The sequence below is a fragment of the Amphritea balenae genome, from assembly GCF_003858655.1.
GTDB lineage: Bacteria > Pseudomonadota > Gammaproteobacteria > Pseudomonadales > Balneatricaceae > Amphritea > Amphritea balenae.
Genome location: NZ_RQXV01000001.1, coordinates 127955 through 151503, shown reverse-complemented (window position 1 = coordinate 151503; position 23549 = coordinate 127955). Strand labels below are relative to the sequence as shown.

Sequence of the window (23549 nt, the reverse complement as noted above, 5' to 3'; positions counted from 1 at the left end):
TATTTTGAATTGGCCGAATTGAGAGTGGATCCTTTCGTATTAGAAAGGGATGGTGAGTGAGAGCGTTCTGATTGCTGCGTCAAAACGATTAAGGGTGTCATCTCCTGTCAGTGAATAACTGCCCTGAAGTGTCGCGCCAGGGGGTAAATAATCGCTATTGAGGTTCATATTAAAAATAACTTCGATAGCCTGGGCTTTGTAGTTATCAACACCAATACCGTCGTAGGAGTACCCCCCTTGGAATGTAAAGCCGTTGGATAAAATGATTTGAGTGCCAAGTTTAATCTGAGCACTTAATTCATTGGTCTGAGCTGCGATACCACTAAGGTCTTCGAAGGCGGGTTCATCAAAGTGCCAGATCCCCTTAATACCTAACATTGGTTTGATTGTTGTGCCATCAGAGCTATGCCAAGAATAGCTCAGCAGCGGACCAAAATTCAGGCTTCCTGAGTTTATAGTCTGGGTTCCAATCGTAAAGTTATTCGAGTCGATATAGCTATGCTGCTTTTCCTGAAAATAATTGATACCCAGTGATGGGGTTAGGTGCCAGTTCTGGTAGTCGTAATTTCCGGTCAAATGGCTTTCTACCTGCCAGCGTTCGGTGCGATAGTCATCCCATGTTGTGGTTTGTGTCTTAATTCTGTTGTCGGATCGTCCCCAGGCCAATCGTAGGTCAAAAATAAGATCCTCGTTTAATCGGCTAACCATATATGGACCAAGCATCCAGCCTTGTCCTTCCGCATCAATGGCGAGGCTATCAGATTCCTGATCCATCCAGTCTAACTGTCCAATAAATCCTAGCAGCACATCGTTTGAATAGCGGTAATCAGCGCCAATATAAAGAATACTGAAGCGGCTCGTTTCCTTCATTTCCGGGTGCGAGCTTTTGGATTCGGTCCAGTTACCTTTTAACCAGAGATTGGTTTTTGCTGATGCAACGGGTTTAGTCTTACCAAGTGTATCCGTGTTGAACGGATCATAGTTATGGGGGCTTTGAGGAACTGCTGTACGAGTAAACTGGCGCAGGCTGGTTGAAATGGATGCTTGTTGAAAATGATCCTGACTTGTCAGGTTTAAATTGACAGGGCCCTCGCCGAAGCCATTGAGTCCACCGCGTGCTATTTCATTGTTGAGTAGTCCGGCGAGCCCGATATCCTGCGATGATATATTCAATATTCGCTTTAAAGAGAAGTTACGAATAGCCCGTTGGGTTGTTGCAATGGTTTGTTCTGAATTACAGCCATGGCCGCAGTTAATTATGATAGTGGTCGCGGCTGAATTTGGGTTTCCCGCTGCATCTAGTGCAATGTTGGCGTTAATGCTGAGAGTTGTATCGCCTTTGCCGTCTGGGTGTATGTCGGTTGTGTAGGTATCATCATCCACTGCAATAAAATTATCAGCATAGCCATTGCCGACATTTAAATCAGATAGATTAAAACCGCTGACGGGTTCGCTGAACTGAACGGTTATCTCAAAGGGCTCCATAGTACTCAGGCTATTCGGCGCATTGTTTATCTGCACGGTGGGGCTAGAGGTATCATTAGCGATGATAAAGCTGTTGTTATTGGTACCGGTTGCGGCGGTGTTAGTCAGGGCGTTGCCGCTAGAGTCCTGAATATTTTGTGATCCGGTGATGCTCAGGGTAATAGTATCGTTAAGGTTAGCTAAATCGCCCCCGCTCAGGCTTATTGTGTAAATCGATGTATTGGTACTGCTAAGAGATGAGGTAGCTGAAGTGCCGGTTACAGCAAAATCGGTTATATCGACATTATTAACGGCTTCAGAAAAAGTAATACGCCAGCTAACGGAATCGGCATCGGTCGGCGATGTGGCTGGGGTTCGTCTTTCAATGGATGTAATAGTGGGGGCTGAGGTGTCATTTTCGATGATAAAGCTGTTGTTATTAGTGCCGGTTGCTGCGGTATTAGTCAGAGGGTTGCCGCTAGAGTCCTGAATATTTTGTGATCCGGAGATGCTCAGGGTAACAGTATCGTTAAGGTTGGTTAAATCGCCCCCGCTCAGGCTAATCGTGTAAACCGACGTATTGCTACTACTAAGAGATGGGGTAGCTGAAGTACCAGCTACAGCAAAATCGGTCACATCTACGTTGCTAACGGCCTCAGAAAATGTAATACGCCAGCTTACCGTGTCAGCATCCGTTGGGGATGTGGCAGGAGCCTGTCTTTCAATCGTTGTAATTGTAGGGGCAAGGGTATCTGCAGGAACAATGCCGGCGCTGTTGAAAGGTTGATTAATGCCGTTCCAGTCAACCCAGTAGTAGCTGTTAACCGCACCTGGGGAAGTGTTTTTGAAGTAAAGCCTGCCGATGCTTAATGGTTCTGAAAAAGGTACAGCGCAGACTGTGTCATTGATACCAGAGCATCTAAGTACATTCAGGCTGTCAGTTCTTAGCTTGTCTTGAGTGGGACTGAGTTTAGCAATTGAGACGTTAGTGGTTCCTGATTTGCAATTTACCGGTGCGTAATATGCAGCATAATTCCCAGTTACAGCACTATCACAGTTGTCTGCAAGTACCATTGAGCTTTGCTGAACTAAACAAAAAGTAAGCAGGCATCTGTAGATAAAATTAAATGGGAGGGGTGATGAAAATCGCTGTAATAGTTGTAGTCGAATTGAGTTAAGCAGCACCATATCAAATCTCATATCCAGGCATGATCAGTGAACAACAAAGGAGCATCTAAACAGATATCAGACTATTCTCCGCCTGCAAGTTTAAGTACAGGCTTAAAGGCGAATTGTCGGATCTCTATGATGTAATTTAAACCTAATTAGTCGGCGGCTTTTTTGTAGCACATTACCACTAACCAAGCATAATACGCTTTTTTATAACACGAAACTCAATTAGAGCCTATTAGACATTGATAATGAATATCTTTCTGTTTTGTCGACTACGGCCTATCAGGTGGCCGCTGGGTGGTGTGGTTAAGCGAGGATACAGGTGGTCGAGGTGCTCTGATATTGGACGTAATGAGCTTATTAAAGTCGGTTGTTTCACTGGTTTTTTGTTATAATTTCCTAAAGTATTTTGTATAAGTTCTCTTGGAAGAGACGGAGTTTATATGGAGGTAATCAATAGGGCTGGCTAGGCTTTTAGTGTCTAATTGTCCTAACTATTTTTTCATAATAAGGTCTATATATGTCCTTTCTGCTAGGCAGACTCAGGTTTGTTCAGTCGGGCGTTCTTTTAGCGGTAGTTATCCTGTTTGTGATATTCACTTTCTGGACTGTCGCATCTGCCTGGCAGGGTCGTGCAAATAGTATTCTGGATAATTTCAGGACTTCTGATAGAGAGATTACGACGGAGTTCTTCACTAATCTGGAACAGCTGAATGCCATTCCTGATCTTCAGCCTTGTAGTGATGAGATGCTGAAGATGATGCGGATAACGGAGTATAGCTCCAAGTATTGGCATGAGTATGCATATGTTGCAGATGGCCTGTTGTTATGCAGTACCAGTCTAGGGGTTCTGGATCAGCCTATAGCTGAACCCGCAGCAGATATTATAAACAGAGAGTTTTCTTTTACCCGTAATGCTCCGGTTCCTTTACTGGATGGCTCAGTCACTGCGATGCAGATGTGGAAGGGGCATTTTCGGGCGTTATTGAGGCCTTTTATCAACCCAACTGATACAACTTCCTGGCTAAGTTTTGGCACTTTTTCACTTGCTGGTGGTAGCGTGCAGCATATTTATGGGGATGCATCTTTTCCACCTGCTATCATCCTGGTAAACGAAGAGTCGTCATTTCAGCAGGTTGATAATTATTCAAAGCTTTCGCAAGATGAGCTCTTGATACAGTGGTATGAGCATGGGAGTTGGGTTGTTCAGCTATGTATCAGGCAAGAGTCATGCGCAGTTGTCAGTATTGATGTTCTTGGTTTCTTTGCAGAAGAAACTGAGATATCAATTGCGATTCTGGTCTGCTTTGTCGCACTTCTTTTACTTTCCTCAGTGCTAACGCCGTTACTTTATCAACGTTATTTTTCTCTTAATAGACAATTAAACAGAGGGCTAAAGCGAGGCAGGGTTATCTGTCACTATCAGCCGATCATTCCGATTAGTCCCATTGATCCTGTGGGCTGTGAAGTGCTTTGCCGTTGGCTGGATGAGTCGGGTAATTTGATATATCCGGATCAATTTATTCCTGAGATAGAACGTAATGGTCAGTCCGGTTTGCTAACCGAAGTAGTATTCGTGACTGCTATTCAGGAGCTTGATGATGCAGAAATGCTAGGGCGGATTAACTTCTCTATAAATGCATTTCCTGAAGATATTGAAAGCGGTTTGTTATTAAGACTGATTGATCAGTTTTTGCCAGGTCAATATTGCAATACTTTGACAATTGAATTGACTGAAAAAGAGATAAATAACATGAATCTTCTCAGGTCGGGTGTTCAGGCACTTAGGGCTCTCGGGGTTAAAATTTCCATTGATGACTTTGGTACAGGGTATTCAAACCTCAATCATTTGAAACAGCTGCAGGTTGATTCTATCAAGATTGATAAGAGTTTTATCTGGGGGCTGGGAGAGGGGATGGTACATGCGGGGCTGGTACAGAATATTGTCTATATAGGAGAGTGTCTTAACCTGTATTGCGTTGCTGAAGGTGTAGAAACTAAAGCTCAGTTGAATATGCTACGCGAGCTTGATGTGCAGTATATACAAGGTTATTACTTCTCTAGGCCGAAGCCGATAACCGGGTTTGTGGAATACCTGAGTCGCGATGCTGAGTGTGGCAATTACAAGATCAAATATATTACAGCTTAACAGCTAGATGAATTCATCTGTTTGATGCCAATTTTTTGTCTTTGTTAACGTTGTTCGAATTAGGTTTTTTTATAATAAACGTATTCTTTATCGGGTGATTCTTTGGCCTGATACATCGCTTCATCTGCTTTCTGAAGTAGTTCTTCGGCGGTGCTGGTATCATCGGGGAAAATGCTGATACCGATGCTGGCGCCAATATGGATCTGAGTGCCGTTGACAATAAAAGGTTGCTGTAGACTGTTGCTTACTTTTTCGGCGACTTTTCCCGCGCCCTCACGCTTGCTGATATCTATCAGTGCCACAAACTCATCCCCACCGATACGGGCAAGCGTATCTGTTTGACGGAAATTGCTAGTCAGTCGTTCAGCGATTAATGTGAGTAGTTGGTCGCCAAAAATATGGCCGAACTGATCGTTGACCGGTTTGAATTTATTCAGATCAATAAAGAGCACAGCGACTTTCCGAAACTGACGTTCACTTCGGGTAATAGCGCTTTCCAGTCGGGATTGAAATAACAATCGATTGGGAAGGTTGGTTAGCGGGTCACGATAGGCTTTAGCCATTAGTTCCCGGGTGACAGCTCGCTGATCATTTTCATCTCTGATAATCACCACATACTTAGTCATACTGTCTGTTGGTTCAGTAATGCAGTTGATTGTGGCGATATAGGCTTTATGATCGGTGGAGCATATCTCTCCCTGCCAGCTTTTCATCTGTTTGAGAATCTGTTCAATGGCGGTGGCTTGTTGGCCGGGCCAGTAAAAAAGATCAGAGAAGATTGGGTCATTTTTATCTTTCAGTAGTGTAGAAAACTTATTAGTCGCTGCACTGTTTAGCGAAATCAGCGAGCCATCTTCTGAGAGTATCAGGCAGGCATCGGGAGTGGTTTCGAATAGCAGGGCAGACATCAGTAGCTTCTGTTCTGCCTCTCTTTCAAATGTGACGTTTCGACCTATGCCTAGCAGACCGGATAGATTGTTTTTACTATCGGTCAGCGGTAGCTTATACATATCGAGTAAGCGTTTTCTGCCATCGTTATAAGCGACCCACTCATCACAGCGCTTGGCTGTTTGTGATGCTGTTACTTCATTGTCCCGATCAGAAATATAGCGCGCAGAGGCTTCTGACATTAGCTCCTGGTCGGTTTTGCCAAGGATTTCAGAGTAGGGCTTACCAAGAAATTCTTCGAAGCTGGTATTGCAAAGCTGATAGGCACCATTGTTATCTTTGATAAAAATGATATCGGGTACAGCGTTGATAATGGTATGTAACAGGGATTTTTCGGTTTCCAGTGCCTGTTGGCTAAGAATCAGTTCAGTTACATCCCGGGCAACTATTGCGACACCGCTGCCTTGAGTCAGAGGGCCCTGGTAGGGGGTATGTTTGCTGTCCAGAAAACGACTTTCGCCAAGATGATTGTCACGCCAGAACTGCAGATGGCAGTCTTCGCCGGCCAGGGTCTGGTCCAGACCTGACTTCAGATGTTGTTCGAATTGCTCCTGGCCATGTAGTTCGGCTACGTGTTTGCCTACGATCTGATCGGTACTCAGGCCAAAGAACCGACTATAGCCTGCGCTGACTGCGCGGTAGCGATAATTGGAATCAACAATAGAGATCAGATCATCAAGATGTTCGAGAATTGATGATTCGGTATCTGTTACTGCTTTGTTGTCTGGCTCGGTTGTAGAACGCATATAATTCCATCGACTACATCTACTTGTAAGTAGCGTTATCTTTCTATCCGACAGATAGTCCAGAATTTGTTTTATTCTGGGTTACTTTTCTGACAGCTGATCCATTCAGTTTACGTTTTTTTAACCGCTTCTCAAATGAAATTGGTAAGTATAGAGAGTTTATTAAACTATTAGCTTAGAAAAACTTATCTATTTATCAATAAGATCGGGTGTTGGATGATAGTGTTTCATACAATTAATTAAAACAAATGTTTGTGCTTGTCTCTCTGATCTTATAAACCATCAGCGGAACCATAATTTCTAGTACCGGGAGTACCCTATGACGCCGCTATCTATTAAGGGCAAGCACTTTTTTTCAGATATAAAACCTAAGCCTATAGCAGACCTCCATCTGGTGGTGGTTACTCACTTGTTGGATAACGAGCCTGTTTTTCTTGAATGTTTACCTGAGTTTTCTGACCTGGCAATGATACTGCCTAAGCCCAAGAGTATTAATGCACAGGTGCTGGGTAAAATGGAAAAGATCACTCAAGTAGTGATTAAAAAACGCGAACAGCTGTCATCTCCGGAAATTGTTGCAGCACTGTTAAATGATTCTGTGCCCGCGGGTGATCTTGTTTTGGTTGATATAGGGGGGTATTTTTCAGCATCGCTGTCGGTGTTAAAAGAACGATTGAACGCCCGTTTACTGGGTGTGGTGGAAGTAACCGAAAATGGTCATCAACGGTATGCTCAGTTAAGTGATCTTGATGTTCCTGTGGTGTCACTTGCACGTAGCCCCCTTAAAGGGCCAGAAGACTACCTGACAGGTCAGTCTATCGTTTTTTCAGCCGAAGCACTGATGCGTGAATGCCATCACATTATCAATGGAGGTAATGCGGTCGTGTTCGGTTATGGCAAAATCGGCCGATCGATAGCCAAAGCTCTGCACCATAAGAACATTAATACAAAAATAGTTGAGATTGACCCGGTCCGGGCTATTGAGGCTCGATCAAGGGGGTTTGAATTAATCGAGAAAGAAGCTGCGTTACAAGGCAGCGACGTAATTTTTTGCGCTACCGGTAATCAATCATTGAATCATCATGATTTTGGTCGGGTCAAGAATGGGGCCTTTATATTTTCAGTGACCTCCTCTGATGACGAACTGGACCTGTCCCGGGTTGAAGGTAACTTTAACGTGGCACAAGTAACGCGCCATATATCCCGGTATGAGCGGTTGGGGCAGTATTTCCATCTGGCTAATAGCGGCAATGCCATAAACTTTATACATAATGCTGAAGTTGGTCCGTATATATATCTGGTGCAGGGGGAGATCATTGCGGCAATTGAATTTCTTTGTCAGCAACCACGTAAAGCAGAGCTGACAGAGATATCAGTGGCTTCCCGTCGTCGACTTGCTCAGCAGTGGCTAATGCATTTTGGTTGATGGGCTTTGGTTGATGGACTTTAGCTGCGAGTACTGGTCTATGGGTATGGGTGGCGGGCTAGCTGTTCTCTGAGGTAAAGCTTTTGTAGGACCAGGCGCCTACCTGTAACTTACGATACTGGGTTGGAGAGATGCCCATGACTTTCTTAAAAATCCGTGAAAAATAGTAGGCGTCTTCGTAGCCAACCATAAAGGCAACTTCGGCGATGGTTTTACTGCTGATATCTAATAAGTGACAGGCACGCTCGATCTTGAGCTGGATAAAGTGATTGATTGGGGTTGTGCCGGTGACATCTTTATATCTTTTTATAAAGTGAAATTTTGACAGGTTGACGCTGGTAGCCAGTGTGTCTATGTCCAGTTGTTCATGGATGCGAGCCTGCATCAGGCTATGAACTTTCTCCAGATCAAAACTATCAGAGTCCTGGCTGCGGACTAATGGCTGTAGTAAAGCTATATGAGTAAGAATTTGGCGCAACTGGTTGGCCGCATTGATAAACGCATTCAGGTGATAGCTACTATGGCGGGCTTCTAATAGCGCGTCGAACTCACTCACCAGGCTGCTGTGCAGGCCCAGATGTATAACTGGCTTCTGTTTAGGGAGCTGTAAATGGGTGACGAACTGGTCCGATAGTTCACCTTCAAAGTGGCACCAGTATATGGTCCAGGGAAAATTTGGGCTGGATGCATACTGATGCGCAATTCCCCGGGGTAATACCACCAGATCACCGCTATTTATCGCAAAATTTTTCTGATTAATACGGATTTTGCCTTTGCCTTCAAGGCAGTAGATCAGCAGATGATCGTCGTGCTCAAGCCGCTCCATTCGATGGCCTTCGGCTTCTTTGTAGTAACCCGCGCCAAGTGGGTAAAGATCCTTTGAAAGGCTGTTCTGCGTGAGCTTTCGTATGATCTTGTGTGGTATGACAAAGCGTATGCTTTGTGGCGGCAGGGGCCAGTTTGATGGAGTGCTCATTCGGCGAGCTCGACTAAGGTATTAGGCATTTATTAGGGTATTCCTGTATTCAATGGCAACATAGTCCATTAATATAGCAATATTATCAATCATAGACAGCTATAAGCTGTGCTTTAATCGATTGTCCAACATCTTACCGAGCTGTTGGCAGCTGTTTGTTTCGAGCCACCGAGTATCAGGTGTTGTGAAAAGTTAACGTTGTTGGCCCTAAGGCCGGTAATCATTGCGTTGAATTGGAGAAGTAACTATGGCGAATCAAGACAATAAATCACCCGAGAGTCAGTTGCTGAGTTTCTTATCCGGTAACCGGTTGCTGGGTTCTAGTCTTGGGCAGAAAGAGATGGATGATCTGCTGAAGGTGCTTCCTTCGCTGGCAACACCTACGGCTAATACGGTTCAGGCCTGGACTGAGGCCATGATGAACTATCAGCGTGATACGTTGAAATTGTGGATGAACCCCTGGTCAAGTATGGCTGGGCAGGAAAACGCTGCTGTTATTGAGCCTCAGGCCGGTGATCGTCGCTTTAGTGATGAAGAATGGAAGAATAACCCGGTTTGTAACTTCTTAATGCAGTCGTATTTGCTGGCATCACGTGCGATGTGTGAATCAGCCGATGGCGCTGAGCTGGATGCGCACGATAAACGCGTGTTGAGCTTTTACTCTCGTTACGCTGCGGATGCACTGGCACCAACTAACTTCCTGCACACCAATCCAAAAGTTATTCGCGAGGCGGTAGAGACTCAGGGGCAAAGCCTGGTCGATGGTTTTAAAAATCTAACCGAAGATCTGCAGTCCGGTGCCATTACAACCTCTGATCCTGAAGGTTTCACCTTAGGTGAGAACATCGCGGGTACCGAGGGCAATGTGGTGTTCCGCAATGAACTGATTGAGGTTATTCAGTACAAACCCCTGGTTGAAAAAGTTTATCAGCGCCCGCTTGTGATCGTGCCTCCCTGCGTTAATAAATTCTATATCTTTGACCTGAACGAGCGTAAGTCATTTGTTAAGCATGCGCTGGAACAGGGCCAGAACGTCTTCATTATTTCATGGCGTAATGCATCACCTGATATGCGTGATGTGTCCTGGGATGATTATATTCAAAAAGGTATTTGGACGGCATTCGATGTCGCGAGGGATATTAGCGGCATTAAGAAGATCAACGTATTGTCCTGGTGTATCGGCGGAACTATGTTGGTCACGGCGTTGGCAGCGATGTCAGCAGCTGAACGTCGTAATATTGCGTCAGCTACCTTCCTGACCACCATGATTGATTTTTCTGATCCGGGCGAGGTTGAGGTTTTCATTGAGAAGAAGGAGTCCAAAGGCTTCCAGAACCCAATGGAAAACAGCAACATCTTACCTGGTAATGATCTGGGTCGCGCAATGGCTATGCTGCATGCGAATGAGTCTATCTGGCACTTCGTTATCAATAACTACCTGCTAGGTAAAACCCCGCCACCTTTCGATGTTCTGCACTGGAACGCTGATACCTCCAATCTGCCTAAGGAGATGTATAACTTCTTCGTCAGCAATATGTATGACGAAAACCGTCTTAAAGATGTGGGTGGTGTGACTGTATGCGGTAAAGCTTTAAACGTTGCAGATATCGATGTGCCTTGTTACTTCGTTTCGGCCACCGAAGATCACATAGTGCCTTGGCGTACCACGTTCCTGGCCAAGGATCTTATTGGCGACAATGTTGAGTTCATCCTGACAGAAGGTGGTCATGTTTCGGGTACTGCGATCAACCATCCAGTCAAATGTCGCCGCTCATTCTGGCATAACGGTATGGCCGGTTTGAACGGAGATGATTGGCAAGTGTCAGCTGAGAAACAAGCGGGTAGCTGGTGGAATCACTGGCATGCATGGGTGGCAGAGAAGGGTGGTAAGCAAATTGCAGCACCTAAGCAGCTAGGTAGTGAAGCTTACAAACCGATGGAAGCCGCGCCTGGTGTTTATGTTCAGGAAATGGTTAACCAGAATCGCTGATAGTGCTGGATGGCTGTATTCATAAGGTATAGCCATTTTGCAGCAAAGGCTTTTATTTAAGGTGTTGTATATATGAAGTCGGGTGCAGCTATCAAAGAATCTGTAATGGAAGATATTCAGTCAGAGCCTGCCCTGCATAAAGTATTGGGATATGGTCCGGACGGTTACCATGAGATTGCTTATGCTGAATGGGGTAATCCTGATCCGCAACAGACCGTTATCTGTGTCCATGGACTGACCCGTAACGCCCGTGACTTTGATAAATTGGCTCGGCGGTTAGCTGAAAATAATCACGTTCTTTGTCCAGATGTAGTGGGGCGTGGCAATAGTGATTGGTTAGCTGATCACAGTCACTACACACTGGATCAGTTTGCTGCGGATCAGCGGCAAGTTATCGCCCGGTCGGGTGCCAATACGGTTGATTGGGTCGGTACTTCGATGGGTGGCTTGATCGGCATTGTTTTAGCTTCCGAGAAACGATCTCCCTTACGGCGCTTGGTTATCAACGATATTGGCCCATTTATTCCGGTCGCTGCTGTGCGGCGTATTAAGGATTACCTGGGTGTTGATCCAGAGTTTAGTTCACTTGACGAAGCGGAAGCTTATTTACGTCAAATTTATGCTCAGACAATTCCGATGACAGATGAGGACTGGACGCATTATACCCAGCACGGTCTGCGTATGGATGAGCAGGGTAAATATCGGTTACATAGTGATCCTAAAATCGGTGAGACAATTAAGCGCTATTGGGCCTTTATGCACGTCAATTTATGGTCCCGTTGGGATCGTATTGAATGTCCGGTGCTCGTGATACGCGGTGAGAAGTCTGACTTCCTCACCGAATCCATCGCCCAGCGGATGGCTACAACAGGTCCAAAGGCTGAGGTGATCACTATCCCGGATATCGGGCATCACCCTTCACTGCAGTCTCAGGAACAGATTTCAATGATTACAGATTGGTTTGATAAAAGCGCAATATGAGCCTGTTATCTTCTATTAAAGTATAAGGTTTGTTTAAGAAATATGACGGTGAGGGTTGTAAATACAAGTATAAGGCAGGATTTAACCCTGATTTTGTAGCTTGAAAGCTAAGTGCAGCAATATAGTCCAGTAATATAGCAATTTAATCAATCGGACAGGTCCGGTTACTGTGCTTAAATAATGTCTAAGAATTAACTTAAACGCTGTGTGGCCAGACGCATACACAGCCAAGCAAGGTGAAGAATATGACTCAGCAAGTCCCTCTACTGATTAACGGCGAAATGATTCAGAGCCAGAGTGAGCAATGGCTTCCGGTAACGAATCCTGCAACTCAGGAAGTTATTGCGCAGGTGCCTTGTGCAACTGATGCTGAAGTTGAGCAGGCGGTTGAAGCAGCGAAAGCTGCATTTGAAACCTGGAAAGAGACGCCTGTCGGTGAGCGCGCTCGTCTGATGTTGCGCTACCAGCACCTGCTTAAAGAAAACCACGATGAGATTGCTACTCTGCTGGCTCAGGAAACCGGTAAGACCTTTGAAGATGCCAAAGGTGACGTGTGGCGTGGTATTGAAGTGGTTGAGCACGCTTGTAACATCGCTTCCCTGAGCATGGGTGAAACCGTTGAAAACGTAGCACGTAAGATCGATTGTTACAGCATCACGCAGCCATTAGGCGTGTGTGTAGGTATTACACCATTTAACTTCCCGGCAATGATCCCTCTGTGGATGTTCCCTATGGCGATTGCCTGCGGTAACACTTTCGTACTGAAGCCTTCTGAGCAGGATCCTCTGACACCGATGCGTCTGGCTGAACTGTTCCAGGAAGCGGGTGCGCCAGCGGGTCTGCTGCAGGTCGTTCACGGTACTAAAGATGCGGTAAATCAGTTGCTGACGCACAAAGATACTCCCGCTATCTCTTTCGTTGGTTCTGTGGCTGTAGGTGAGCACATCTACCGTACCGGTACTGACAAGATGAAACGCGTACAGGCATTTGCCGGTGCTAAGAACCACATGGTTATCATGCCGGATGCGGCGAAGAATCAGGTTGTTAACAGTATTGCCGGTGCTTCTGTAGGCGCGGCAGGTCAGCGTTGTATGGCTATATCTGTTGCGGTATTTGTTGGTAAGTCCCGCGAGTGGATCCCTGAAGTGCGTGATGCACTGGCGAAGGTTCGTCCGGGCGCATGGAATGATCCAGAAGCGGGTTACGGTCCGCAGATCAATCCGCAGGCTAAAGAGAAGGTTCTGGGCTTCATTCAGCAAGGTAAAGATGCCGGCGCTGACTGTATTCTGGATGGTTCCGAGGTGGTTGTTGAAGGTTATCCAGATGGTAACTGGGTTGGCCCAACCATGTTCCGTGGTGTAACGACGGATATGTCAATCTACCAGCAAGAGATCTTTGGTCCAGTACTGATTGCACTTGAAGTGGATACGCTGGAAGAAGCGATCGAACTGATTAACAACAACCCGTACGGTAACGGTACTTCAATGTTTACCTCTTCGGGTGCCGCTGCTCGTAAGTATCAGCATGAGATCAAAGTGGGTCAGGTAGGTATCAACGTACCAGTACCAGTGCCTCTGCCAATGTTCTCTTTCACTGGCTGGAGAAAGTCTTTCTACGGTGATCAGCACGCATACGGAAAGCAGGCAGTACGTTTCTACACAGAGACTAAGACGGTAACGGCGCGCTGGTTTGAGGATGATATTGATACAGGGGTTAATACTTCAATCAACCTCAAGTAAAGCTACTGCGCTTGGAATAACCTCGTTATCTGCCGGTTTGCGCTGCTCATTGACACCAGTCAACTGCGCTGCTCATCCGGCAGATGCCTTGTTCTTCCGGCGCTCATAACGCTTTACTGCTTAGCCAAAAAAAATACAGCAAAATAGTCAGATCAGTATTTCGAAAATAACAAATAAGAATCTACAGGGCCTGTTGTGATGCGCTACGAACAAGGTCTTTAGTACGAGGTGAATAATGGATTTTGAACTGAACGAAGACCAGGTTGCGTTTGCCGATATGGCGCGAACGTTCGCCCAGAACGAGCTAGCTCCGAACGCTGGTGAATGGGATCTGCATCAGACCTTCCCCGTAGAAGTGCTAAAAGCAGCGGGTGAGCTGGGTTTCTGCGGCCTCTATTCTCATGAGGATGTGGGTGGTCTGGGAATGAGTCGTTTGGATTCCAGTATTATCTTCGAACAGTTAGCGATGGGTTGTACCTCAACCACCGCCTTTATCACGATTCATAACATGGCGACCTGGATGATCTCCGAGTTTGGCGCAGAAGATGTGCGTCAGCAGTGGTGTCCGGAGCTTACCGCCGGTGAAAAGCTGGCATCTTACTGTCTTACCGAGCCCAATGCAGGCTCCGACGCAGCGTCTCTCAAGACCTCAGCCCGTCGTGATGGTGATGACTACATATTAAATGGCAGCAAGATCTTTATTTCAGGTGCGGGTTCTACCGACTGTCTGGTCGTGATGGCCCGTACCGGTGTTGATGGTCCTAAGGGGATCTCCGCCTTTGCGATTGATGCCAATCTGCCGGGCATTACCTATGGCCGCAAAGAAGAAAAGATGGGCTGGAACAGTCAGCCTACCCGAATGATTACTTTTGAAGATGTGCGTATTCCGGCATCGGCGATTCTTGGTCAGGAAGGCGACGGCTTTAAGATCGCAATGCGTGGCCTGGATGGTGGACGTATTAACATCGCTACTTGCTCTATTGGTACTGCCCAGCAAGCGCTGGATAAAGCAACTGAATATATGCATGAGCGGAAGCAGTTCGGAAAAACATTGTCTAATTTCCAGGCCTTGCAATTCAAACTGGCTAACTCAGCAACTGAGTTGGTAGCTGCGCGACAGATGGTGCGTATGGCGGCTTCCCGTCTGGATAACAACCACCCGGATAAAACCACTTATTGTGCAATGGCAAAGCGCTTTGCTACGGATGTTGGTTTTAATGTGGCCGATGAGGCGTTACAGATTTTTGGTGGCAACGGTTATATCAAAGAGTATCCGATGGAGCGTTTCCTGCGGGATAACCGGGTGCACCGCATTCTGGAAGGCACCAATGAAATTATGAATGTCATTATTGCTCGTCGATTGCTGCTGGAAAATGCTGCGGCAGTTCTTTAACGGGCTGATTTATTAAGCGCTATTAAAAAATACAGATGATGCGATATGCATCAGATAAGAAGATAAAAAGGAAAATCGCAATGACTGATAAGTTGATTGTTGAGAAGCAGGGTCACACGGCGATTGTGACCATGAATAACCCTCCAGCGAACACCTGGACGAAAGAAAGCCTTAATGGTTTGGCCGCTACAGTTGAAGAGCTGAATGCGGACAAGGATGTGTATGCGTTGGTTATTCGTTCTGGTAGCGAGAAGTTTTTCTCTGCAGGTGCCGACTTGAATCTTTTTGCTGATGGTGATCGTGCAGTTGCCCGTGACATGGCGCGTTATTTCGGCGAAGCCTTTGAAACTCTGACGCGTTTCCGTGGTGTATCTATCGCTGCGATTAATGGTTTTGCCATGGGTGGTGGTCTGGAAGTAGCGCTGGCATGTGATATTCGTGTTGCTGAAGAGCAGGCTCAGATGGCATTACCCGAAGCGAAAGTAGGTCTGCTGCCTTGTGCTGGTGGTACCCAAAACCTGACCATGCTGGTTGGTGAAGGCTGGACTAAGCGACTTATTTTATGTGGTGAACGAATCAAGGCACCGCTGGCCAAAGAGATCGGTATGGTTGAAGAGCTTGTACCGCAGGGGCAGTCGTTTGAGCGGGCGATGGAAATTGCTAAATCTGCAGAACAACAGAGTCCAACTGCCGTTGCTGCATGCAAAGAGCTGATCCAGAATAACCGTACGCATCATTGGGATGCAGGTTACATTCTTGAGCGCGAACTGTTTGTTGATCTGTTCCACACAGAAGATCAGAAAGAGGGGGTTAACGCCTTTCTTGAAAAACGTGCTCCTGAGTGGAAAAACAAATAGCTCCGTAATTGAAGTAAGAGGTTGCTAATGAGTTGTGTTCTGTTTAACGAGTATCCGACACGGGATGGTAATAAGATTGTAGAGATCTGCCTGAACGCTGAGCCTTCGCTCAATGCGTTGACCTTGGAAATGGTCGATCTGATCCAGCCAAAAATGGATGCATGGAAGCACGATGACAGCGTCGTTGCAGTATTGTTGAACAGTAGTGGGCAGAAAGCATTCTGCGTCGGTGGGGATGTAGTCAACCTGTATAAAGCGATGTCGGGTGAGACCTACAAAGATTTTCCGTTGGATTTCTTTACTCGCGAGTACACCCTGGATTACACCATTCATACTTACCCTAAACCGGTGATCTGCTGGGGTAGCGGTTTCGTAATGGGTGGAGGCATGGGATTGATGAACGGTTGTAGTCATCGGGTTGTTACTGAGACTACACATATGGCGATGCCCGAAGTCACTATCGGTCTGTATCCCGACGTTGGGGGTAGCTGGTTTCTGAATCATATGCCGGGACGCACCGGGCTCTTTATGGGGCTGACAGGTCACCGCATGAACGCCGCAGATGCGCTTTATCTGGGGTTGGCTGATCGTTTTGTCGGTGCTAAAAAACTGCATGAATTAATTGAGCGGTTACAGGGTGAAAGTTGGACAGTAGATGCATATGCCTCGGTAAACCGGGTCTTGCGAGTAATGGAAAAAGAGTCCGATGAGCAGCGGGTGCACCATTCTCCGATTGAGAGTCATTTCGAATTGATCCAGAAAGTTACCGATCATGACACTCTTGAGGAAATTGTTACGGCAATTCTCAGTGAACAGGTTGAAGATCGTTGGTTTAATGGTGCTCAGAAAGTATTGGGGCACGGAAGTCCGATGGCCCTCAATATCATTCATCAGCAGTGGTTGCGTTCGCGCCATCTGTCCTTGCGAGAAGTCTTTCAGCATGAGCTAGTGCTTTCGGTACGTTGTTGTCAGGAACGAGAATTCCCAGAAGGTGTACGTGCCTTGTTGGTCGATAAAGACAACTGCCCTGCATGGACCTACCCGTCATTAGGTGAGGTAGATAAAGCCTTCGTAAATAGTTTGTTTGAGTCGCCCTGGGATCAAAACCCTTTGGCACATCTATAGAATTTCCGGGGAGTTATCTCCGGCAGAATAACAATTAAGGTAATCAAAATGGCTACTATCGGTTTTATAGGTTTAGGTAACATGGGTGGTCCAATGGCCATCAATCTGGTTAAGGCCGGTCACAACGTTAAAGCGTTTGACCTTTCTCAGGCCGCAATGGATACCGTTGTTGCAGAAGGCGGTAATGCGGCTGCTTCTGCAGCCGATGCAGTAACCGGAGCAGATTTCGTTGTTTCAATGTTACCTGCGGGTAAGCATGTACAAGGTTTGTTCCAGACCGGTGATGCACCGCTGTTTGATCTGATCTCTAAAGACGCACTTATTATCGATTCTTCGACTATCGATGCAGCCACTGCTCAGAGTGTTTCAGCTGCCGCTGCTGAGCGCGGTTTGAGCTTTATCGATGCGCCTGTGTCCGGTGGTGTGGGCGGTGCCGTAGCCGGTACTCTGGCATTCATGGTGGGCGCGACTGATGAGCAGTTTGCTAAAGCAAAGCCGATTCTGGATGTGATGGGTAAAAATATCTTCCACGCCGGTCAGAGTGGCGCAGGCCAGATAGCAAAAGCTTGTAATAACATGTTGCTGTCTATTCTGATGACAGGTACCTGTGAAGCACTGAATATGGGTATGAAGAACGGTCTGGATCCTGCCGTGCTATCTGAAATTATGAAGCAGAGCTCCGGTGGCAACTGGGCGCTAAACGTGTACAACCCGGTGCCGGGTGTTATGGAAGGTGTGCCATCTTCTAACGATTATCAGGGCGGTTTCCAGGTTGATCTGATGTATAAGGATCTGGGTCTGGCGATGGACCTGAGTCAGCAGAGCGCATCTTCTGTACCTATGGGTTCTGCAGCCCGTTCACTGTTTAGTTTGCACAAAGCTAAAGGTAACGGTGGTCTGGATTTCTCAAGTGTGATCAAGCTGTATCAAGACCAATAATTAAGAACGTTTTAAGTACAACCACTGTCGACCCGGATGGCCGGCAGCCTCCCTATATAATAAGAAACTGGAGTGACGCTAATGGGATATAACGAGAACTACAAGGCTTCAATTGATAACCCGGAAGCTTTCTGGGCTGAACAGGCCGACAGTATTGCGTGGTATAAAAAACCTCAGAATATTCTCGAGAAGACTGAGCACGGTAGCTACAAGTGGTATGCCGATGGAGAACTGAATACATGTTATTTGGCTCTGGATTACCATGTTGAAAACGGTCGTGGCGATCAGGTTGCACTGTATTACGATTCACCGGCTGCGGGCGGTGTCAAAGAAGCGATTACCTATAGCGATCTGCTGGATCGTGTTAGCCGCTTTGCCGGTGCTTTGAAAGCTCAGGGCATTGAAAAGGGTGATCGTGTTGTTATCTATATGCCGATGATCCCTGAAGCGGCGGTGGCTATGCTCGCATGTGCGCGTTTGGGTGCCCCGCACTCGGTTGTTTTCGGTGGATTTGCACCGAATGAATTAGCGATCCGCATCGATGATGCAACACCAAAGCTGATTATTACCGCTTCCTGTGGTATCGAATTTGATAAGAAAATCGCCTATAAGCCACTGGTTGATAAGGCAATTGATCTTTCTGCTCATAAACCGGACCATACTATCGTGGTACAGCGTCCGATGGTTAAGGCAGATATGACGGCTCCGCGTGATCTGGACTGGAATGCATGTCAGGAAGGCGTTGAGCCTGCCGGTTGTACGCCGGTTAAAGGTGAAGATCCACTGTATGTTCTTTATACCTCTGGCACTACGGGCCAACCAAAAGGTATCCAGCGTGATAACGGTGGTAACGCGGTTGCACTGAAATATGCACTGCAAAATATCTACGGTATGCAGCCGGGTGATGTTTGGTGGGCTGCTTCAGACGTCGGCTGGGTTGTAGGTCATTCCCTGATTGTTTATGGACCCCTGATGGGTGGTTGCAGTGCAATCTTCTTTGAAGGTAAACCTATCCGTAATCCGGATGCCGGTACCTTCTGGCGAATTATTGAAGAGTATGGTGTGAACTCCATGTTCTGTGCGCCGACAGCGTATCGAGCGGTTCGTAAAGAAGACCCTAGCGGCGAACTGTCGAAGAAGTACGATCTCTCAAGTCTGCGCTGGATCTTTGTTGCCGGTGAAAAGTTGGATTCATCCACATACAGCTGGCTGAGTGAGCTGCTTGAAGTGCCTATTCTTGACCACTGGTGGCAGACCGAAACCGGTTGGCCGATGACTGCGCCATTGCAGGGGCTGCCAGACCCATCCGAAGTGCGTCTGGGCTCTACCAATAAGTCAGTACCAGGCTACGATATCCGTGTTGTTGATGGCGATGGTAATGAAGTTGGCGCCAACCAAACGGGTAATATTGTGGTTAAGCTGCCGATGCCTCCGGGTGTCGCCTGGACTATCTGGAATAATCCGGAGCGCTTCAATAGTTCGTATCTGACTACCTTTGAAGGTTATTACCATACCGGTGATGGCGGGTTTATCGATGATGAGGGTTACGTCTTTATTACTGGTCGTACCGATGACGTAATCAATGTATCCGGACATCGTCTTTCTACCGGTGAGATGGAAGAGGTTGTTTCTGCGCATTCAGCCGTTGCGGAGTGTGCTGTTATCGGTGTGCCTGACTCGTTGAAAGGTGAAGTTCCACTGGGTCTTATCCTGCTTAAGGCAGGTGAAGATATTGCTGAAGAGCAGTTGGAAAAAGAGCTGGTACAGATGGTGCGTGATCAGGTAGGTCCATTGGCTTGTTTCCGTCGCGCAGTCGTGGTTCAGCGCCTGCCGAAGACGCGCTCCGGTAAGATTCTGCGTGCGATTCTGCGCAAGATTACCGCCGGTGAAGAGTACAAAATGCCTTCAACCATCGATGATGAAGCTATTTTGCCTGAAATTACGGCGCGTATGCAGCAGGCGGGCGTGGCTGAGTAACCTGTAACCTAATCGGCCGGGCTTTGTGCCCGGCTCAGTATAGGATGAAAGTATGCAGATTAAAGATAGTGTATTTGTCATTACCGGTGGTGGTCAGGGATTGGGTCGCGCAATGGCAGAAAACCTGGCATCACAGGGGGCAGTGCTGGCACTGTTAGACCTGAATCAGGAAAAACTGATTGAAGCCTGTGCCGCCTGCGAAGCCGCTGGCGGTAAGGCCCATGGTTATGTGTGTAATATTACCGATGAGTCTTCAGTTGAAGCGACCTTTGCGAAAATCAAGAATGATTGTGGCCAGATTAACGGTCTGATCAATAATGCCGGACTGATGCGCGATGGCATGCTGATCAAAGTTAAAGATGGTGAGCTGAAAGGTAAGATGGGACTGGATCAGTTTCAGTCCGTTGTTGATGTGAACGTTACTGGTACTTTCCTTTGTGGTCGTGAAGCGGCAGCTATTATGGCGGTACAGGGGCAGGGTGGCGTGATTATTAATATCTCCTCTGTGTCCCGTGCGGGCAATATGGGCCAGACAAACTACTCAGCTACAAAATCAGCAGTGGCGACGATGGTGGTGAGCTGGGCGGGGGAGCTGGCCCGTCACGGTATTCGTACTGGTGGTATAGCTCCGGGTGTTATTGCCACTGAGATGACCGCCCAGATGAAGCCTGAAGCAATAGATCGCATGGTGCAGGCGGTACCGTTGAAGCGTCTGGGTGAGGTTGAAGAGATGGCCCATACCCTCAAGTATATTATCGAAAATGAGTTCTTCACCGGCCGTATCGTTGAGATGGATGGTGGTCTTCGAATCTGATTTAGCGACGAATGCTAAGTACTGTTATGTCTTAAATAGCGCTGGTGCTTGTAAAAGTACCGTTTAGGGGAAGCTTGCTTCCCCTTTTTTTGTTTTATCTGCTCAGGCAAAGGTTAAGGTTCATTGTTCTACCCACTCAGGGTAAGGCCTGAGCAAATATCGGTATCACACAGCAGGCGCAATGGAACCCTCTTGAAAGAAAAGGGCTGGTTGCGCTTACCTCGCATTGGCTGTTGCCAATGTTGAATAAGGTATACCTCTTGCTCACAATAAATAATGAATATTAAGGGGAGATAGATGGACAGATACTTTGATGATTTTGAAGTAGGTGAGTTGATTAAAGGCCGAAGCGCGACATTGACTGAAGCGCAAATTATTGATTTTGCATTGACCTATGATCCCCAGAGTTTCCATATTGATGTTAATGCGGCCGCAGAGAGCCATTTTGGCGGTCTGATTGCCAGTGGCTTCCAGACGATGGGGCTGTGTTTCAGATTACTGGTGCAGCAGGGCATATTTGAGGCCTGTTCTTTAGGTGGTCCTGCGATTGATGAAACCCGTTTTATGGCGCCGGTCAGGCCCGGTGATACCCTGCGATCAGAGCTTGAGATAATAGAGCATAAAGCCTCTGCTTCTAAGTCTGATTTGGGGGTGATTCGTTATTACGTGCGGGGCTATAACCAGCATAATGATCAGGTGATCAGCTTCATAGTGACGCATATGCTTAAACGCCAATAGGTTTGAATTGATCTGCTGATTTTGATTACCCATTCTGGTGTATATTGGATAGGGCGAGTACTATTTCCTTACAATGAATAATGATCTACTTCATAATTGGAAGGTTTACTACTCGGACGTTGAGGTATCTCTTGAGTAAAATCAGAACTGTCTTGGTTATTGGTGGATTACTGGTATTTTCATTTCCAGTCTTCGCTAATCAAACTGAGATTGATGAGTTAGGGTTAGAGGCGCTGATGTCTCTTGATGTGCAGGCTTCATCCGTTATGAAACGGGCGGAATCTGTCATTGATACCCCGGCATCTATCTATGTCCTGACCTCCGAACAGATTCACCGATCTGGCGCAACAACCTTGGCGCAAGCTATAGGTTTGATCCCTGGTTTATTTTATCGCGAATCAAATAATGGCAAGCTGTATCTGGGTATCCGAAAGCCGGCAGATGTTCTGGGGACGAACATTCTGGTGATGGTCGATGGCCGCTATTTCTACAATCCGGCTTTTCCAGGTGTGACCTGGGAGCATCTGGATATTCCGTTACGGGATATTGAAAGTATTGAATTGATCCGGGGTTCTGGCGGTACCCTATGGAGCAGTAAAGCTGCCAATGGCGTGATCAATATAATAACCAGGCATACTCTTGATACTGTAGGTTCAGAGCTTACGTTAGCCGCGGATAATGAGGCGCAGAAGCTGATTAATTTCAGATATGGTGGTCAATTCAGAGAGCAGGGGAGTTATCGGATAAATCTAAAAGCCCGTCAGGTTGATCAGACAGATAACAATAATGTCTCTGATCTCGCAGGTTTAAGTAGTCGGCTTGATTATAATTTTGATGATGACCTGTCACTGATGGCTAAGTTTGATTATCTCGATCTTGATCAAACCCGTGTCGTCGCCGTACCTGAGCTAACCTCTCCTTTTACTAATCAGATTGTTGATGCTGAGACCGAAGCCAGTCGATCAAATGTGATGTTGCGTATGGACCACCGTGTTTCAGAGAGTATGAGTCAGCTGGTCCAGCTTAGTTACTCTGAAAGTGAAATAGCGCTGGATGTGGATGCAACGGGGACATTAAAAATACTGAACCTGAACTATGGGGTAAACACTGAGATCGGCTCGCATAAGCTGGATCTGGGAGTGGAGTATCAATATAACGACATTAACACTGTTGAAAGCGATTATTTTAGTCTGCCAGACACTATAGATACCACGTACAGTAATTATGCCGTTTTTCTTCAGGATGAATATCAGTTAGTGCCGGATTCGGTGGTCTTGTATACCGCATTAAGAGCAGATAAAGATCCGCTGGATAGCTGGCAGTATCAACCCTCTATCAGGCTTATGCATCACTTGTCTCCATCGAGCCGTGTCTGGGGCGGGGTTTCCCGTTCAGTCATGACGCCGACGCTATTGCATGCTTATGCCGACGCTATTTTACCGACCATCACTCCTCTGGTTCGAACCAGAGTACGGGGCAGTGGGCTTGACACAGTCAGGCATGACAATATTGAGCTGGGATATCGTGCCAGCTTTGATAAGTTGGAAATTGACCTGTCGCTCTACCAGATCAAGTCGGATAATGATATCGGACTAAAAGGAGAGGGTATCAATATTGTCCCAGGTTTCCCCCTGGGGTTTGAACTGGTAACGGGTATTGCCAATGGAATTCAAACCCGCTCAGTCGGTGGGGAGATGGTAGCTAACCTGAAACCATCCACTAAGTTGAATCTACAGCTGGCCTTTAACTATTTGAATTATAAATCAGTCAGCAATAATGCATTGTTATTACCACTGTTTTCTACCGGAATTCAGAAACTGTATTCATTGCGTGCCGACTATCAGATTAGCAATGCCTTAAGTACCTATCTACGATTGGAACATCAGAGTGAGTTCAGTAAAACCAAGTCCGTGAAAATTGATCCTTTTACCACATTGGATGCAGGGGTAACCTGGCAGCTATCGCCCGCTGTTGAGCTTGGGGTGTATGGCCAAAATCTACTCGATGCCCGTCATGAAGAGATATCGGTGTCTTCTGCTTTGAAAGGCTTTACTACATCAGAAATAGAGCGAAATATTCTGTTCAGAGGTATTCTGCGTTTTTGATGGGGATCT

General features: G+C 46.7%; 16 protein-coding genes. 13 read left to right on the top strand and 3 right to left on the bottom strand.

Translation table 11 applies throughout. From position 1 onward, the window contains the following. Nucleotides 1–39 precede the first annotated feature (39 nt). The gene (locus tag EHS89_RS00740) at nucleotides 40–2538 is read right to left on the bottom strand and encodes an Ig-like domain-containing protein (RefSeq protein ID WP_170167373.1); all 2499 of its coding nucleotides are present in this window, start codon (nucleotides 2536–2538) and stop codon (nucleotides 40–42) included. A 619-nt stretch (nucleotides 2539–3157) separates the two neighbouring features. Between EHS89_RS00740 and EHS89_RS00735 the strand changes: the two genes are divergently transcribed. Next, nucleotides 3158–4786, top strand: a complete 1629-nt coding sequence (locus EHS89_RS00735) for an EAL domain-containing protein (protein WP_124924193.1) — start codon at nucleotides 3158–3160, stop codon at nucleotides 4784–4786. A gap of 59 nt (nucleotides 4787–4845) precedes the next feature. Here EHS89_RS00735 and EHS89_RS00730 read toward each other — a convergent pair whose 3' ends face one another. Further along, nucleotides 4846–6480 (bottom strand): diguanylate cyclase domain-containing protein, encoded by a 1635-nt coding sequence (locus tag EHS89_RS00730; RefSeq protein WP_124924192.1) that lies wholly within the window; start codon nucleotides 6478–6480, stop codon nucleotides 4846–4848. Between the two features lie 319 nt (nucleotides 6481–6799). Here EHS89_RS00730 and EHS89_RS00725 point away from each other — a divergent pair, with 319 nt between their 5' ends. After that, complete coding sequence (locus EHS89_RS00725; protein ID WP_124924191.1) at nucleotides 6800–7906, top strand: adenosylhomocysteinase; 1107 nt, start codon at nucleotides 6800–6802, stop codon at nucleotides 7904–7906. A gap of 58 nt (nucleotides 7907–7964) precedes the next feature. On the opposite strand, the gene EHS89_RS00720 is transcribed toward EHS89_RS00725, so the two are convergent. Further along, nucleotides 7965–8882: an AraC family transcriptional regulator gene (locus EHS89_RS00720; RefSeq protein WP_170167372.1), complete on the bottom strand. Its 918-nt coding sequence runs from the start codon at nucleotides 8880–8882 to the stop codon at nucleotides 7965–7967. 247 nt (nucleotides 8883–9129) lie between these two features. On the opposite strand from EHS89_RS00720, the gene EHS89_RS00715 reads away from it, so the two are divergent. The 11 genes from EHS89_RS00715 (at nucleotide 9130) to EHS89_RS00665 (ending at nucleotide 23540) form a co-directional block, all read left to right on the top strand. Then, on the top strand, nucleotides 9130–10872 hold the full coding sequence (locus tag EHS89_RS00715) for a PHA/PHB synthase family protein (RefSeq protein WP_124924190.1): 1743 nt from the start codon (nucleotides 9130–9132) through the stop codon (nucleotides 10870–10872). A 72-nt stretch (nucleotides 10873–10944) separates the two neighbouring features. Next, the gene (locus tag EHS89_RS00710) at nucleotides 10945–11853 is read left to right on the top strand and encodes an alpha/beta fold hydrolase (RefSeq protein ID WP_211340266.1); all 909 of its coding nucleotides are present in this window, start codon (nucleotides 10945–10947) and stop codon (nucleotides 11851–11853) included. A 245-nt stretch (nucleotides 11854–12098) separates the two neighbouring features. Beyond that, nucleotides 12099–13592, top strand: a complete 1494-nt coding sequence (locus EHS89_RS00705; RefSeq protein ID WP_124924189.1) for a CoA-acylating methylmalonate-semialdehyde dehydrogenase — start codon at nucleotides 12099–12101, stop codon at nucleotides 13590–13592. A gap of 235 nt (nucleotides 13593–13827) precedes the next feature. After that, nucleotides 13828–14985 (top strand): acyl-CoA dehydrogenase family protein, encoded by a 1158-nt coding sequence (locus EHS89_RS00700; RefSeq protein WP_124924188.1) that lies wholly within the window; start codon nucleotides 13828–13830, stop codon nucleotides 14983–14985. A gap of 80 nt (nucleotides 14986–15065) precedes the next feature. Next, a complete protein-coding gene (locus EHS89_RS00695; protein ID WP_124924187.1) occupies nucleotides 15066–15842 on the top strand; it encodes an enoyl-CoA hydratase in 777 nt (258 codons plus the stop codon). 27 nt (nucleotides 15843–15869) lie between these two features. Then, nucleotides 15870–16967 (top strand): enoyl-CoA hydratase/isomerase family protein, encoded by a 1098-nt coding sequence (locus EHS89_RS00690; RefSeq protein ID WP_124924186.1) that lies wholly within the window; start codon nucleotides 15870–15872, stop codon nucleotides 16965–16967. A 33-nt stretch (nucleotides 16968–17000) separates the two neighbouring features. After that, the gene (gene mmsB / locus EHS89_RS00685) at nucleotides 17001–17906 is read left to right on the top strand and encodes a 3-hydroxyisobutyrate dehydrogenase (RefSeq protein WP_268239388.1); all 906 of its coding nucleotides are present in this window, start codon (nucleotides 17001–17003) and stop codon (nucleotides 17904–17906) included. A gap of 81 nt (nucleotides 17907–17987) precedes the next feature. Then, nucleotides 17988–19883: a propionyl-CoA synthetase gene (locus tag EHS89_RS00680; RefSeq protein ID WP_124924184.1), complete on the top strand. Its 1896-nt coding sequence runs from the start codon at nucleotides 17988–17990 to the stop codon at nucleotides 19881–19883. A 52-nt stretch (nucleotides 19884–19935) separates the two neighbouring features. After that, nucleotides 19936–20697 carry an SDR family oxidoreductase gene (locus EHS89_RS00675; RefSeq protein WP_124924183.1) on the top strand — a complete coding sequence of 254 codons (762 nt, stop codon included), beginning with the start codon at nucleotides 19936–19938 and terminating at the stop codon, nucleotides 20695–20697. A 297-nt stretch (nucleotides 20698–20994) separates the two neighbouring features. Next, complete coding sequence (locus tag EHS89_RS00670) at nucleotides 20995–21435, top strand: MaoC family dehydratase (RefSeq protein ID WP_124924182.1); 441 nt, start codon at nucleotides 20995–20997, stop codon at nucleotides 21433–21435. A gap of 131 nt (nucleotides 21436–21566) precedes the next feature. Beyond that, nucleotides 21567–23540, top strand: coding sequence for a TonB-dependent receptor plug domain-containing protein (locus EHS89_RS00665; RefSeq protein WP_170167371.1), 1974 nt, complete (start codon nucleotides 21567–21569; stop codon nucleotides 23538–23540). The last annotated feature ends 9 nt before the right edge of the window (nucleotides 23541–23549 follow it).